The sequence below is a fragment of the Aeromonas sp. 601027 genome, from assembly GCF_049174455.1.
In the GTDB taxonomy this organism is placed as follows: domain Bacteria; phylum Pseudomonadota; class Gammaproteobacteria; order Enterobacterales; family Aeromonadaceae; genus Aeromonas; species Aeromonas veronii_A.
In genome coordinates this window covers 1-15,677 of sequence record NZ_JAAKTN010000026.1, presented here as the reverse complement: position 1 = coordinate 15,677, position 15,677 = coordinate 1, and the positions used below count along the sequence as shown (strand labels likewise).

Here is a 15,677-nt window from a genome sequence, read left to right as displayed (position 1 = left end):
CCCGTAGCTCAGCTGGATAGAGTACCTGGCTACGAACCAGGTGGTCAGAGGTTCGAATCCTCTCGGGCGCACCATATAGACAGCCTCGACTTCGGTCGGGGCTGTTTTTTTATGGGCGACATTTACCCCTATCGTGTGGATCCGCGTTCGCTGTGGCGGCCGGGTCACCCTCCTGCCTGTCTGTTCTTGTCCTCTTTTATACCTCTTCTGTTATTGAGCCGCGTTCTTCTGAACGGTACAAGCCTTTGCCTCATCTGCAAGCGGGCTGTATGCCTGCTGTTGCTGCGGGGGACTGCGCGCAGCTCATCACTCAGGGTTTGGCTATCAGCATCCTGTAAGGCCTGCTGAGGCGTTCTGCGGGCAATAAAAAAGGATGCCGCAGCATCCTCTTGTGTTGAGATATTTACTCAGCTTTTCAGCCATTTGCGAATGCGGTTGGCATCGCCGATGGGGGTGCGTTTGCCCACCGAGTTGAGCAGCACGATGGCGAGCTCGCGGCTGTCCGGTTTGGCGCGCATCACCAGACAGCGCCCCGCTTCGTCAGTGAAGCCGGTCTTGGAGAGGCGCACGTCCCAATCCGGGTTCTTTACCAACGGGTTGGTGTTGTTGAACATCAGGCTGTAGGCGGGGGCGCTGAAGCGCATCTCCCGGTTCTCATCCTGAGTGAACTGACGGATCAGCGGCTGACGATAGGCTGCGGCGGCCAGCTTGCCGAGATCCTGGGCGGTAGAGACGTTGCGGGTGGAGAGGCCGGTGGAGTCGTAGAAGTGGGTATTACGCATACCCAGCTGTCTGGCCTTGTTGTTCATGGCTCGCACGAAGGCGCTGCGACCGCCCGGATAGTGACGCGCCAGTGCCGAGGCCATCCGGTTTTCGGAGGACATCAGCGCCAGATGCAGGGCGTCGCGGCGGGTCACCTTGGTGCCTATGCGGATGCGGGAGTGGGTGTGTTTGACCCGATCCAGATCGTTCTTGTCGACCGTGATGGTCTGGTTGAGATTCTGCTTGGCATCCAGCACCACCAGCGCTGTCATCAGCTTGGTGAGGGAGGCGATGGGACGCACCTTGGTGGCATTCTTCTGGTAGAGCGTCTTGCCCGTTTTTACATCCACGACCAGGGCGCTGCTTGAGCGTACTTCCAGTTTGGCAGGGTTGGGTGCCGCGCTGACCGCAGGCAATCCCACTATTCCCATCAACCCGACAACCAGCGCTGCTGCGCGAATCCGACACCACATACAACCGACTCCATTCCCATCCAAAAAAAGGCGCTAGATTCACTCATTTTTACCCCGGCTTTACAAGGGCCGAGCGGGACTATTTCTGCTATTTGCGCAAAATTGGCGATCAAAAAAGCCCTCTGGCGAGGGCTTTCGGGTCGGGCGTTGGGCGAGGGGTCAATCCCGCGGCTGCGCGGCCCTGCGTTTGCTGATCCAGCGCCAGACCAGTGCCACCATGCCACCCACCAGCAGGGCCACCGGCAGATAGATGATGATATTGAAGAACTGGGTCTGGTATTCGGCGGCCAGCTTGGTGTGGCTCAGGTAGTAGCCAAACCCGACCAGCGGGCAGATCCACATGATGGAGCTGATCAGATTGACGATGAGAAAGCGCCCCTGGGGCAGTTCGGTGGCACCCACTATATAGGGGTAGGCGGTGCGTACGAAGGCGATATAGCGCGCGGTGATCAGGGTGATGATCCCGTACTTGTCCAGCAGGTGGTAGACCTTCTGCTGGTGTCGCTCTTCCACGTGGGACATCAGCCGATGGTAGAGCTGGGTGTGGCCGAGAAAGCGCCCCTGCATGTAACCGAGCCAGGTGCCGACAAAGGTGGCCATGATCAACAGCGGGATAACCCCGAGAGACAACACATCCTGATAGATGAGTACGCCGGTGAGGATCAGCAGGCTGTCACCGGGCAGAAAGGCGGTAGGGATGAATCCGTTTTCCAGTACCAGAAACGTCAGAATCACACCACAGATCATGAAGGCCATCTTGGGATCGGAAAGTGTGTTCAGATCGTGATTCATAAAGGCGTGAGCCAGTTGGTAAAACTGCTCCATACTTGCAAACTCCGCAGGTTAGCTGGGTTGATCGGTCAAGGGCATGGCGAGCACCTTGTCGATGCGCAGGCCATCCATGTCAACAATTTCCAGTTGCCACTGTTCCAGTGTCACCAGGTCTCCGGTTTGTGGAACACGACCAAGGAGCAGCATGATAAGCCCTCCGAGGGTGTGATAGTGATGTTTTTCTTCTTCTGGCAGACGAACCAGCTCCAGACAGTCCTTTAATTCCGGCAACGGGATCAGGCCGTCGAGCAGCCAGCTGCCATCGGCGCGCCGGAAGGCCCAGTTGTCCTCGCCATCCTCCTGCTGGAAATCCCCCGCCAGCGCCTCCAGCAGATCCTGCTGGGTGACCAGTCCCTGCAACTCGCCATATTCGTCCACCACCAGCGCCATCTGTTCGCTGTGGGTGCGGAAGTGGTTGAGCAGCTCAACGCCGTTGAGGGTCTCGGGCAGCAGGCTGCCCTCTTGGGTCAGGGCAGCCAGATCGATGGGCTCCCCCTTGATATAGGCGTGCAGCACCTTGCTGACATTGATGATACCCACCAATTCTGACAGGTTGCCGTCGCAGACCGGAAAATAGCTGTGGCGATACTCCACCAGTCGCTGCAGGTTGGTCTCCAGCGGCAGCGCCAGATCCAGATAGCGGATATCGCTGCGCGGCACCATCAGGGAGGAGAGGCTGCGCTCGTCGAGACGGAAGACGTTGCGCAGCATGGTGTGTTCATGATCCTCGATCACCCCGGCTTCAGAGCCCTCCACCAGCATGGCGTGGATCTCCTCCTCGGTAACGTTGGCGCTGCCGTTCTGGTTGACCCGCAGCAGCCGCAGGCTGGCATTGGTAGAGGCCGACAGCAGCCAGACGAAGGGGCGGGTCAGGGTGGCGAGCCAGTGCATGGGGCGGGCCACCAGACAGGCGATGCGCTCGGCATTGAGCTGGCCGAGCCGCTTGGGCACCAGCTCCCCCACCACGATGGAGAGGTAAGTCACCACCACCACCACTATGATGGTGGCGATCAGGCCACTGCTCTTGGAGGGGAGTCCCCACTCCTGCAACCAGAGGGAGAAGGGCTGGGCCAGCAGGGATTCGCCGTAGATACCGTTGAGCAGACCTATGCTGGTAATGCCGATTTGGACGGCAGAGAGAAAATGGGTCGGGTCTTCGCCCAGTTTGAGGGCAATGGCGGCGGAACGGTTGCCTTCAGAGGCAAGCTTGCCGAGGCGAGCCTTGCGTGCGGTGACGATGGCGATTTCTGACATGGCGAAGACGCCATTAAGCAAAATCAATCCCAGCAGGATCAATATTTCCATACAGCAACAGCACTCCTTGAGTGGATAAGATCGCTGGCAGTGTAATGAATTTGGCGGCGATGCGCTTGTGAAAGCGGGTGATCCGGCTCGCTAATTTGATGACAGCGCTCTGGGATGGCTGAAAAAGATGGCCGGAAAAGGGAAGGATGACCTCGCCAAACGACGTAATAGGCGAGGCGGCATTGCAGGATGGAAAAGGGCGGGAAGTCCCGCCCTTGCTTGTCACTTGTCAGACAACCGTTATCAGAACTGCTGGAACCAGCGCTGGATCTGGGCTGGATCCTTGCTCTGGGTCAGGGAGAGCATCAGCAGCACCCGAGCTTTCTGCGGGTTGAGAGTGCCGGAGGCCACGAAGCCGTACTTGGCATCATCGATCTCGGCATCCAGGGTGGTGGCGCCGGTCGGCACGCGGGCGGAGCGCACGACGCGGATGCCATCCTTGCTCGCCTTGGCCAGGGTGTCGAACAGGGTGTGGTAGAGGTTGCCGTTGCCCACCCCGGCGCTGACGATGCCGTCGAACTTGGCATCCACCATCGCCTTGGCCGGCAAGTCGGTGGCGTTGGCGTAGCTGTAGACGATGCCAACTTGCGGCAGCTTGTCGAGCTTGCTCACGTCAAACGGCGTCTTGCTGGTGTGCAGACGGGCCGGGCTGCGCTGATAGTCGATCTTGCCGTTGTGGATGTAGCCGAGCGGGCCAAAGTTGGGGGAGGCGAAGGTTTGCACCCCGGTGGTGTTGGTCTTGGTGACGTCGCGGGCATCCAGCACGGTGTCGTTCATCGCCACCATCACGCCACGGCCCTTGGAGGCGGGGTCGGAGGCGGTCACTACGGCGTTGTAGAGATTGAGCGGGCCATCGGCACTCATGGCAGTGGAGGGGCGCATGGCGCCGACCAGCACCACCGGCTTGTCGCTCTTGACGGTCAGATTGAGGAAGTAGGCGGTCTCTTCCATGGTGTCGGTGCCGTGGGTGATGACAATGCCATCCACGTCATCCTTGGCCAGCAGCTCGTTGACCCGCTTGGCCAGCTTGAGCCACACCTCGTCGTTCATGTCCTGGGAGCCGATCTTGACCACCTGCTCACCCTGCACGTCGGCCACGTTTTTCATCTCGGGCACGGCGGCGATCAGGGTTTCGATGGCCACCTTGCCTGCCTCGTAGTTGGACTGGGTCGCGGACTGGCCTGCCCCGGCAATGGTGCCGCCGGTTGCCAGAATATGGACGTTGGGCAGGGCCATTGCCATGGGGGAGAGGGTCAGGCCGACGACGGCGGCGAGCAGGGTCTTGCGGATCGGTAGGGTCATGCTGCAAATCCTTATGGTTGGAATAATCGCAGCAAGTTTGCCCGTTTAATAACCCGGGTCTGTGATAAAACTCACCAAAAGACAGGTGAGTACAGATTTTTAACCTGTTTTATACCTCTATGGAGATAATTTAACTCGCAGAGAAACCCTTGTCTTCGATCAGGGCGATCAGCTCGGCCTTGCTCAGCTCGCTCTCGATGACGGCCTTGCTGCTGGTGAAATCGACGGTTGCGGTGGTGACTGCAGGCTGGGCCAGCAGGGCTTTTTGCAGACTGGCGGCGCAGCCACCGCAGGACATGCCGGACACGGTGAGTTCGATGGTCATGGGATATCTCCTCTGTTGATGAGCGCCAGCCTAAAGCTGCCGCCTCCGGCAAGGTCAAGCCTCAGTACATAAGACCCAGATAGTTCATCAGAGTTGCCCCGAGGCTGGTAGTGACCAGCGAACCGAGGGTGGTGGTGGCGATGATGTTCGCGGCCAGCACGCTGTCGCCCCCCATGGCACGGGTCATCACATAGCTGGCGGCGGCAGTCGGGGTGGCGCTGATGAGAAACAGAATACCCAGCTCCAGATGGCTGAAGCCGAGCAGGGCCGCCCCAAGAGTGAACGCAGCCGGAATGAGACAGAGCCGCATGATGCTGGCCCAGCCCGCAATGGCTGCACCACCACGCAGAGCATCCAGGCTGAGGGAGGCGCCGGTGCAGAGCAGCGCCAGCGGCAACGTCATGTTGGCGAAGTAGCTGCCGGTGGTGAGCAGCAGTTGCGGCATCTTGATACCGAACAGGGTAAAGGGCAGCGCCGCCACAATGGCGATGATCAGGGGATTCTTGATGATGCCGAGCAGAATGGGGCGGATACCGGTGGCGCCGCCGAGACTGCGGGTGAGGGTGATCACTGCGAGAATGTTGTAGAGCACGGTCACCGCGCCGACATAGAAGGCCGCCGCCCCCAACCCCTCGTGGCCGTAGGCGTTCTGCACATAGGCGAGCCCGATAATGGCGCTGTTGCCGCGAAAGCTACCTTGCACGAAGATCCCGCGCAGTCGCTGCTCCCCGATAAAACGTCCGGCCAGCAGTTCCAGCACCAGATAGCTGATAACGGTGGCGAGCAGGCCATAGCCGATAAAGCAGAGGCTCGGCATGGTGGCGAAGTTGGTACCCAGAATACTGAGAAAGAGCAGGGCGGGCAGGGTGACCTGAAATACCAGTCGCGAGGCGGATTCGGTAAAGGGATCCGGCAGCAGCCCCAGCCGCTTGAGCAAGATGCCGAGCAGCAGCACCACGCAGATGGGGCCTGTGATGGAGAGGGAGAAGAGCATACTGGCCAGCAGATCCATGATGGGCATCCTGTGCTGTGCCCACACACCCTGACGGCGGGGCAAAAAGGGCATTCTAACGCCATGGGCTTGTATTCACAGGGGTTAATCACAACAATGTGGGCAATTCCACCGCCTAGCCTCCTGTGAGCCAATTCATGGACAAGAAACTGACCATCCTCGATATCGCCAGACTGAGTGGCGTCGGCAAGTCGACCGTCTCCCGGGTGCTCAATCAGGATCCCAAGGTGAAGCAGGAGACCCGCGAGCGGGTGGAGCAGATCATCGCTGAACATGGCTTCGTGCCGAGCAAATCGGCGCGGGCCATGCGCAGCCAGAGCCAGCAGGTGGTGGGGATCATTGTCTCGCGGCTCGACTCCAGCTCGGAGAATCAGGCGGTGCGCGGCATGCTGGAGACCCTCTATCAGCGCGGCTACGATGCTGTGCTGATGGAGAGCAAGTTCTCCCCCGCCAAGGTGCAGGAGCATCTGGCGGTGCTGGAGCGGCGCGGAGTGGATGGCATTATCCTGTTCGCCTTCAATGACTTGGACTATGCCGCCATGACGCCGCTGAAAGAGAAGCTGGTGCTGGTCGCCCGTGAATATCCCGGTTTCTCCTCGGTCTGCTTCGACGACGCCGGTGCGGTGCGCACCATGCTGGCGCAGCTGGCAAGCCGTGGCGCCCGCGACATCGCCTATCTGGGGGTGGATGCCTCGGATCTCACCACCGGCCAGCGCCGCCTCGACGCCTATCTCGCTTACTGCGCAGAGCAAGGGTTGCGCCCGCGCAGCGCCCTCGGCGATCTCAGCCTGCAGAGCGGCTACCGGCTGGCGGCCGAGCTGCTTACCCCCTCCACCCAGGCGTTGGTCTGCGCCAGCGACACCCTCGCCATCGGTGCGGCAAAATACCTTCAAGAACAAGGGCGTAGCGAGGTGCTGGTGACCGGCCTTGGCAACAACCCCATGCTCAGCTTCCTCTTCCCCAACGCCCTCACTCTCGATCTCGGTTACAAAGGGGCGGGGGAGCAGGCGGCGCGTCAGCTGCTCGGCCAGATTGAGCAGGATCAGCCTCCGCTGGTGACAATCGCCCCCTGTCGAACCCTGTGAGCCCCATCACTTCCGACTGAACAAAAAGTGTGCTTTTTGTGACGCTGGCCACGAATTGGGAACGTTCCCATTTCGATCTGGCCAGATTGTCGGCATGCTAAATGGGAACGATACCAAAAACACTCCGGCCGACAGACTGGCTCAAAAGGGCGATACAGACCACTATTCAATGGCGTCACAGAGGGAAGACCCATGTCCAAGATCAACGCACAGCAGCTTGCCACCCTGATCGACAAGATCGGCGGCAAGGAGAACATCGCCACCGTCAGCCACTGCCTGACCCGGTTGCGCTTCGTCCTGAACGATCCGGCCAAGGCCGACAGCAAGGCCATCGAGACCATTCCGGCAGTGAAGGGAAGCTTCACCCAGGGCGGTCAGTTCCAGGTGGTGATCGGTAACGAGGTAGAGCAGTGGTACAAGGCGCTGACCGAACAGCTCGGCGTCAGCGGTGGCAGCAAGGAGACCGCCAAGCAGGCGGCACGCCAGAACATGAACCCGCTGGAGCGGGGCATCTCCCATCTGGCGGAGATCTTCGTGCCGCTGCTGCCTGCCATCATCACCGGTGGTCTGATCCTGGGCTTTCGCAACGTCATCGGCGACATCAAGATGTTCGACGATGGCACTCACACCCTCACCGAGATCAGCCAGTTCTGGGCTCAGGTGCATGCCTTCCTCTGGCTGCTGGGCGAGGCGATCTTCCACTTCCTGCCGGTGGGCGTCTGCTGGTCTGCAGTGAAGAAGATGGGCGGCACCGAGATCCTCGGTATCGTGCTCGGCATCACGCTGGTGTCGCCACAGTTGATGAACGCCTACGGCATCGGTCAGCAGACTCCCGAGGTGTGGGACTTCGGCCTGTTCGTGATCCAGAAGGTAGGTTATCAGGCCCAGGTCATTCCGGCGCTGCTGGCGGGCGTGTTCCTCGCCTGGGTAGAGACCAACCTCAAGCGGATCATTCCGGCCTATCTCTATCTGGTGATTGTGCCGTTTGTCTCGCTGCTGCTGGCGGTGATCGTGGCTCACGCCTTTATCGGCCCGTTCGGCCGCTGGATTGGTGACGGTGTCGGCTTCGCTGCCAAGGCCGCCATGACCGGCTCCTTCGCCCCTATCGGTGCCGCCCTATTCGGTTTCCTCTACGCGCCGCTGGTCATCACCGGCATCCACCACACCACCAACGCGGTGGATCTGCAACTGATGCAGAGCATGGGCGGCACGCCAATCTGGCCGCTGATCGCCCTCTCCAACATCGCTCAGGCTTCTGCGGTCGTCGGCATCATTCTGATTAGCCGCAAGGAGAACGAGCGGGAGATCTCGGTGCCTGCCGCCATCTCCGCCTATCTCGGGGTGACCGAACCGGCGATGTACGGTATTAACCTCAAGTACAAGTTCCCCATGCTGTGCGCCATGGTGGGCTCCAGCCTTGCGGCCCTTATCTGCGGTTTCGCCGGGGTGATGGCCAACGGCATCGGGGTTGGCGGCCTGCCGGGTATCCTCTCCATCCAGCCGCAATACTGGGCGGTGTTTGCCATCGCCATGCTGGTCGCCATCGTGGTGCCGGTGGTGCTGACCCTGCTGGTCTACAAGCGCCAGCAAGCCGCTGGCAAGTTGGCCCAAGCCAGCGCCTGACACTGATTATCAGGGCGACCCGCGGGTCGACCTCTCCATTTCATATTCGAGACAAGAGAAAGACCCATGAGCCAAACACCCTGGTGGCAGAGTGCCGTGATTTACCAGATTTACCCCAAGAGCTTTCAGGATTCCGGAGCGCGTGGCACCGGCGACCTCAAGGGGATCATGGCCCGCCTCGACTATCTCAAAACTCTGGGGGTCGATGCTCTCTGGCTGACCCCGGTTTACGTCTCGCCGCAGGTGGACAACGGCTACGACATCGCCGACTACTACGCCATCGATCCCGCCTACGGCACCATGGATGATTTCGAGGCGCTGCTGGCCGCCGCCCACACGCGCGACATCCGCATCGTGATGGATATAGTGGTCAACCACACTTCCACCGAGCACGCCTGGTTCAAGTCGGCGCTTGGGGATAAAAACAGCCCCTACCGCGACTACTACATCTGGCGCGATCCGGTGGATGGCGGCGTGCCGAACAACTGGCAATCCAAATTTGGCGGCAGCGCCTGGGAGCTGGATCAGGCCACCGGTCAGTACTACCTGCACCTGTTTGCCCGCGAGCAGGCGGATCTCAACTGGGAAAACCCGGCGGTGCGCGCCGAGGTGAAAAACATCATCCACTTCTGGGCCAAAAGGGGGGTGGACGGTTTCCGCCTCGACGTCATCAACCTCATCTCCAAGGATCAGGCGTTCCCGAACGACGAGATTGGCGATGGCCGCCGCTTCTATACCGACGGGCCGCGCATCCACGAATTTTTGCAGGATGTGAGCCGCGACGTGTTTGCTCCTGTCGGCGCCATGACGGTGGGGGAGATGTCCTCTACTTCGCTGGAGCACTGCAAGCGCTATGGCGCGCTGGATGGCTCCGAGCTCTCCATGGTGTTCAACTTCCACCACCTCAAGGTGGATTACCCCAACGGCGACAAGTGGACGAAAGCACCGTTCGATTTCCTCGAACTCAAGCGCATCTTCAACCACTGGCAGAGCGGTATGCATGGCAAGGGGTGGTCGGCGCTGTTCTGGTGCAACCACGATCAGCCGCGCATCGTCTCCCGCTTCGGTGATGAGGGTGAGTACAGAGTGGTCGCTGCCAAGATGCTGGCCAGCACGCTGCATGGCCTGCAAGGCACCCCCTACATCTATCAGGGGGAGGAGATCGGCATGACCAACCCCGGCTATCAGCACATCGATGACTATCAGGATGTAGAGAGCCGCAACATCTTCGCCATCAAGCAGGCGGAAGGGATGAGCGAGGCCGAGATCCTCGCCATTCTCGGTGCCAAGTCCCGCGACAACTCGCGCACCCCGATGCAGTGGAGTGCCGCCCCCAATGCCGGTTTTACCAACGGGACGCCCTGGCTCACGCCTGCCGCCAACTATTCCGAGATCAACGCCGAGGCGGCGCTGGCCGACCAGCACTCGGTGTTCTGGCACTATCGGGATCTCATCGCCCTGCGCAAGGCGCACCCCATCTTCACTCAGGGGGATTATCAGGAGCTGCTGACCGGGCACCCGCAGATCTGGGCCTATGCCCGTCGCGCCAACGGTCAGATCCTGCTGGTGGTGAGCAACTTCTACGGCGAGCCGGTGGAGTTTACCTTGCCTGCCGAGCTGCAATGCGGGCAAGGTCGCCTGCTGCTTGGTAACTACCCGGATAGCCCGGCCCAACCGCAATCGGGTATGCTGCGCCCTTATGAATCCCTGATCTGGCTGATGGAGTAGGTAATGGAGAAGGTGGTGCGCGGCACAGAGTGGCAGAAGATGGTGGCGGGGGAACCTTATGATGCGGGCGACCCTGAGCTCAAAGCGGCGCGCGAGCGCTGCCGAAGGCTCTATCACACCTTCAACACCTGCTGGCAGGAGAAACCGGATCGGGATGCTTTGCTTCACGAGCTGCTTGGTGGCCGCGGCCAGGAGTGCGCCATCAACCCGCCGTTCTTCTGCGACTATGGCGCCAATATCTTCGTCGGCGAGAACTTCTACGCCAACGTGGGCTGCACCATCCTCGACGTCTGCGAGGTGCACATCGGCGACAACGTGCTGCTGGCGCCCGGGGTGCAGATCTACACCGCCGCTCACCCGGTGGCGGTGGCGCCACGTATCAAGGGTGTCGAGTTCGGCAAGCCGGTGCGGATCGGTCACAACGTCTGGATTGGCGGCAGCGTCGTCATCTGCCCCGGCGTCACTATCGGTGACAACAGCGTTATAGGCGCAGGCTCGGTGGTGACCAAAGATGTGCCCGCCAATGTGGTGGCGGCCGGCAACCCTTGCAAGGTGCTTCGGCCGATGACGGCACAGGAGCTTGAAGGCATCATCCAGCGGTGAACAGGGGCCATGAATGCTATTGCTATCTGATTGATAGAAAAGCGACTTTCAGATTGTTTTGCATTCAGGGCTTATGTTCGGGGCCGCTTGGCCGATACTGTTGAGTGCAGGAGGAACCCTATGGATATATCAAGTTCTGCAAATGCGTCGTTTGGTTCTGCTCTGATGACGGCCAGTTTGGCCAAGAAACAGCAGACCCAAGAGGGCGAAGCTGCGCTGAAGCTGCTGCAAAACGCAGCGCAATCAGCGCCGGTTGCACCGACATCGGCCAGCGCTTCTTTGGGAAGCAAGATCGATATTCGCGTCTGACCCTAATGAAAAAGCCCCCATCTCGCGATGGGGGCTTTTTTATCTCTGCGATTTGCGGGATCAGACCGGGAAAGGAGCCGGCGCCTCGAAGGTCATCCGTTCCCCGCTGCGGGGGTGGCTGATGGTCAGCATGGCCGCATGCAGGTAGAGATGGGGGGCAGCCGCCAGCGCATCCGGATGGGCGTAGAGGTTGTCACCCAGGATCGGATGCCCCAGCTCCAGCATATGGACGCGCAACTGGTGCGAGCGACCTGTGATGGGAGTCAGCTTGATCAGGCTGTTGCCGCTCTCCACTTTCAGTTTTTCCCACAGGGTCAGGGCGTGACGCCCCTCCTCGTGATCCACCTTCTGCTTCGGGCGGTTGGGCCAGTCGACGCAGAGCGGCAGGTCAACCTGTCCCGACTCTGCTTCCGGCTCACCCCATACCCAGGCGAGGTAGTGCTTCTCGGTCTCCCGCTCGCGAAATTGCCGACTCAGCTCCCGATGAGAGTTGGGATTGAGGGGAATGACAATGACGCCTGTGGTGGACATGTCGAGGCGATGAGCTGCCGCCGCCTTGGGGTGCTGCTGTTTCACCCGATGCAGGACGCTGTCTTCATTCTCGGGGCCGCGCCCGGGGACGCTTAGCAGGCCAGTGGGCTTGTTGACCACCATGATGTCCTTGTCCTTGAACAGGATATCGAGCCAGGGTTCCAGAGGCGGTGAGTATTCAAACATAAATGTCTCGCATCAGAAGGTGGGGGCAAGCCCCCATCAGTTATGGGTAACCACGACAAAGCGGCCTTGGGTATCCAGTTTGAGCTGGGTCTGGCCGCTGTCGGTCGGTACCTTGTCAGTTATGGGTGACCACGATAAAGCGGATGGCATCCAGCTTGAGTTGGGTCTGATCGATCAGGTGGTGCAATTCTGCCTGCAGATTGCGCAGATAATCCAGTTCGCTGTCGCGCACGTTCGGGTTGACTGCCTTGAGCGCTTCCAGACGATCCAGATCCTGCTGCAGGGTCTGCGCCATCTGGGTGCGGGCCTTGTCGACAATCCCGGCTTTCAGCTCTTCGGCAATGGCCTGGCCCTTGCCGATCAGACCGTGGATCACCGGTTGGGATGCAGTCACGAGCTTGCTGCCGAGGTGGCGATTGACCGGCGTCAGCTGGCGGTTGAAGGCATCGAACGCCACTTTCTCACCCAGATTCTGGCCGTTCTTGTCCATCAGCAGACGGATCGGCGTCGGCGGCATGAAGCGGTAGAGCTGGGGATGGGCCGCAGACTCGGCAACGAAGATCAGCTCAAGCAGGATGGAGCCGATGGGCAGCGCCTTGTTCTTGAGCAGGGCGACCGAGGTCGCTCCAATCTCGGAGCCCAGGATCAGGTCGATACCGCCGCGCATCATGGGGTGATCCCAGGAAAGCAGCGCCATGTCATCCCGCGACAGAGCTGTGTTGCGATCGAAGGTGATGGTCATGCCATCTTGCGGCAGGCCCGGGAAGCTGGAGACCAGCATGTGATCTCCCGGGGTCAGCACCAGCGCGTTCTCGCCACGGTCATCCTGATTGACGCCGATCTCGTCGAACATCTTGAGAGCGAAGGAGATCATGCCGGTGTCGTCATCTTCGGCGGCCAGCTTGTCGACCAGCTGCTGGGCTGCGGCGCCACCGCTGGAGTGGATCTCCAGCAGGCGATCGCGACCCTGTTCCAGCCGGGCCTTGAGCGGCTCGTGCAGTTCGCGAGTCTTGACCAGCAGGGCGTCGAGGGGGGCCTGATCGCCTGTGTTGGCGGCCAGCAGCTCGAACAGCTCGTCACGCACCGCTTCAAATACCGGACGGGCAGTCGGGCAGGTCTGCTCGAATGCATCCAGACCATCGTGATACCAGAGCTGCAGGGCGCGCTGGGCAGTCCCTTCTAGGTAGGGCACGTGGATCTCGACGGTATTCTGCTGACCGATACGATCCAGTCGACCGATGCGCTGTTCCAGCAGATCCGGGTTGAGAGGCAGATCGAACAGCACCAGATGGCTGGCAAACTGGAAGTTGCGACCCTCTGAGCCGATCTCGGAGCAGAGCAGCACCTGGGCGCCACCCTCTTGCTGGGCAAAATAGGCGGAGGCCTTGTCCCGCTCGAGGATCGACATCCCTTCGTGGAACACGGCACCACGGATCCCTTCACGAGTGCGCAGCGCCTCTTCCAGCGCGATGGCGGTTGCCGCTTCGGAGCAGATCACCAGCACCTTCTGCTGACGGGCTGAGAGCAGCAGCTCCAGCAACCATTCTACGCGCGGGTCGAACTGGGTCCAGGTGGCGTTGTCACCTTCGAACTGCTGGAAGATCTTCTCGGGATAGAGGTAGCGCAAGGCACGGGTCTGCAGATCGCCACCGTTGCCACCCATCATGCCCATTACCTTGATGGCTGTCTTGTACTGCTCCGGCAGCGGCATGGGGTAGACGTTGAGGTGACGCTCGGGGAAGCCCTGAATATTGGCGCGGCTGTTGCGGAACAGTACCCGGCCGGTGCCATGCTGGTCCAGCAGCTTGGCGACCGCCTGCTGGCGGGCCTCTGCATCGCTCAAGTCCAACCCTTCCAGCTGGCTGGCGAGGATCTGTCTGGCTTCATCGCTCAGGGTCTCGCCATCCAGCAGCTCTTGTGCGGCGCTGGCGACCTGACCATAGGCCTGCTCCTCGGCGAGGAAGGCCTCGTAGTCGTAGAAACGCTCGGGATCGAGCAGGCGCAGACGGGCAAAGTGGCTCTGGTGGCCCAGCTGATCCGGGGTGGCGGTCAGCAGCAGTACCCCCGGCACCTGTTCGGCCAGCGCTTCCACCATTTCATAGGCACGGCTCGGCGCCTCTTCACTCCACTCCAGATGGTGGGCTTCGTCGACAACCAGCAGATCCCACTCGGCTTCCAGCACCTGCTCGAAGCGACGGCGCTTCTTGCGCAGGAAGTCGAGGCTGCAGATCACCAGCTGTTCGGTCTCGAAGGGGTTCTCCGCATCGGCGAACGCCTCGATGCAGCGCTCCTCGTCAAACAGGGAGAAGTGCAGGTTGAAGCGGCGCAACATCTCGACCAGCCATTGGTGCTGCAAGGTTTCGGGCAGCAGAATAAGCACCCGATGGGCGCGACCGGAGAGCAGTTGCTGATGAATGATCATGCCCGCTTCGATGGTCTTGCCCAGACCCACTTCATCGGCCAGCAGTACGCGTGGGGCGTAGCGGTGACCCACTTCATGAGCGATATAGAGCTGGTGCGGGATCAGGCTGACCCGGCCACCGGCCAGACCGCGAGTTGGGTTGCGACGGCGCTGGTGCTGGTTCACCAGCGCCTCGTAGCGCAGGGTGAAGCGGGACATCCGATCGATCTGACCGGCGAACAGACGATCCTGCGGCTTGTTGAATTTGATAAAGTTGTTGAGAAACACTTCCTTGAGGGCAACGGGCTCATCATTGTCGGTGCGCACACCTACATATATAAGCAGGCCGTCTTTCTCCTGCACTTCTTCGACCGTCATGGTCCAGTCTTCGTGACTGGTGATCTGATCGCCCACATTGAAGCTGACCCGGGTGACCGGCGCCTCTTCTTTGGCATACATGCGGTTTTCACCGGTAGCCGGAAACAACAGGGTAACCATGCGTCCTTCAACAGCAACGACAGTCCCCAACCCCAGATCCGTCTCTGTATCACTAATCCAACGCTGGCCAAGTGCAAAAGGCATTAAACTCTCCAAAGCCCAAGAGTGTGTGAATCGCAAAGGGGCGCTATGTTACCCGAAGGCGTGACCTCGATCACCATGCATATAGATGTAGAGAGACCAAATCGCCACAACCTTGATCTGCTACCACCGCCACGCCATCTAGAGGATAGCGAGCTCGTCAAACGGGTGTGTTATTGCAGGATAAATGCGCTTTTTGGGTGATTAGTGAACGATTGAACCAAAAATGCGAATTTTATTCGAAAAGACCCTTGCCAGCGTGATCCAGATCTCTATAATGCGCCTCCATCGACAGGGCAAGCGGCAACGCAAACAACCTCGTCGGTAACCTCGAAAAGCCTTTGAAAATAAGGCTTGACTCGAGAAGGCGGTTGAGTAGAATTCCACTCCCGCAGCAACACACTGTTGCGTCGCTCTTTAACAATTTGAATCAAGCAATCTGTGTGGGCACTCACAGCATCGAACATCAAAAACAATTTTTGATTTTCAATGTCTGGTGAAGTGACCAAGACGATTTCTTAGCAATAAGAAGTCGAACAGTTTATTTCAGCAATTCATTGAGCCGCTTTTCGAAGCAACCAAACTTAAATTGAAGAGTTTGATCATGGCTCAGATTGAACGC

Annotated in this window: 13 protein-coding genes; 5 read left to right on the top strand and 8 right to left on the bottom strand. The window is 59.9% G+C overall.

What is annotated here, in order from left to right:
* Positions 1-407 precede the first annotated feature (407 nt).
* The 6 genes from pbpG to G5193_RS21595 form a co-directional block, all read right to left on the bottom strand.
* Positions 408-1,235, bottom strand: a complete 828-nt coding sequence (gene pbpG, locus G5193_RS21620; protein ID WP_421207329.1) for a D-alanyl-D-alanine endopeptidase — start codon at positions 1,233-1,235, stop codon at positions 408-410.
* A gap of 159 nt (positions 1,236-1,394) precedes the next feature.
* Positions 1,395-2,060 (bottom strand): DedA family protein, encoded by a 666-nt coding sequence (locus tag G5193_RS21615; RefSeq protein ID WP_005343012.1) that lies wholly within the window; start codon positions 2,058-2,060, stop codon positions 1,395-1,397.
* 18 nt (positions 2,061-2,078) lie between these two features.
* Positions 2,079-3,371, bottom strand: coding sequence for a hemolysin family protein (locus G5193_RS21610; RefSeq protein ID WP_421207328.1), 1,293 nt, complete (start codon positions 3,369-3,371; stop codon positions 2,079-2,081).
* Between the two features lie 243 nt (positions 3,372-3,614).
* Positions 3,615-4,673, bottom strand: a complete 1,059-nt coding sequence (gene ansB / locus G5193_RS21605; RefSeq protein ID WP_005348754.1) for an L-asparaginase 2 — start codon at positions 4,671-4,673, stop codon at positions 3,615-3,617.
* A 130-nt stretch (positions 4,674-4,803) separates the two neighbouring features.
* Positions 4,804-4,998, bottom strand: coding sequence for a heavy-metal-associated domain-containing protein (locus G5193_RS21600; protein WP_199416611.1), 195 nt, complete (start codon positions 4,996-4,998; stop codon positions 4,804-4,806).
* Between the two features lie 61 nt (positions 4,999-5,059).
* Complete coding sequence (locus G5193_RS21595) at positions 5,060-6,010, bottom strand: AEC family transporter (RefSeq protein WP_421207327.1); 951 nt, start codon at positions 6,008-6,010, stop codon at positions 5,060-5,062.
* Positions 6,011-6,147: 137 nt separating this feature from the next.
* On the opposite strand from G5193_RS21595, the gene treR reads away from it, so the two are divergent.
* From treR to G5193_RS21570, 5 genes are all read left to right on the top strand, one after another.
* Positions 6,148-7,095 carry a trehalose operon repressor TreR gene (gene treR, locus G5193_RS21590; RefSeq protein WP_421207326.1) on the top strand — a complete coding sequence of 316 codons (948 nt, stop codon included), beginning with the start codon at positions 6,148-6,150 and terminating at the stop codon, positions 7,093-7,095.
* Between the two features lie 192 nt (positions 7,096-7,287).
* A complete protein-coding gene (gene treB / locus G5193_RS21585) occupies positions 7,288-8,718 on the top strand; it encodes a PTS trehalose transporter subunit IIBC (RefSeq protein WP_421207325.1) in 1,431 nt (476 codons plus the stop codon).
* Between the two features lie 66 nt (positions 8,719-8,784).
* Positions 8,785-10,446, top strand: coding sequence for an alpha,alpha-phosphotrehalase (gene treC, locus G5193_RS21580; protein WP_421207323.1), 1,662 nt, complete (start codon positions 8,785-8,787; stop codon positions 10,444-10,446).
* Positions 10,447-10,449: 3 nt separating this feature from the next.
* Positions 10,450-11,049 (top strand): sugar O-acetyltransferase, encoded by a 600-nt coding sequence (locus G5193_RS21575; RefSeq protein ID WP_181270234.1) that lies wholly within the window; start codon positions 10,450-10,452, stop codon positions 11,047-11,049.
* Positions 11,050-11,169: 120 nt separating this feature from the next.
* Positions 11,170-11,358: a hypothetical protein gene (locus G5193_RS21570; protein ID WP_005336040.1), complete on the top strand. Its 189-nt coding sequence runs from the start codon at positions 11,170-11,172 to the stop codon at positions 11,356-11,358.
* A gap of 60 nt (positions 11,359-11,418) precedes the next feature.
* On the opposite strand, the gene rluA is transcribed toward G5193_RS21570, so the two are convergent.
* Positions 11,419-12,075: a bifunctional tRNA pseudouridine(32) synthase/23S rRNA pseudouridine(746) synthase RluA gene (rluA, locus tag G5193_RS21565; RefSeq protein WP_421207321.1), complete on the bottom strand. Its 657-nt coding sequence runs from the start codon at positions 12,073-12,075 to the stop codon at positions 11,419-11,421.
* A gap of 115 nt (positions 12,076-12,190) precedes the next feature.
* A complete protein-coding gene (rapA, locus tag G5193_RS21560; RefSeq protein WP_421207319.1) occupies positions 12,191-15,058 on the bottom strand; it encodes an RNA polymerase-associated protein RapA in 2,868 nt (955 codons plus the stop codon).
* Positions 15,059-15,677: the final 619 nt, after the last annotated feature.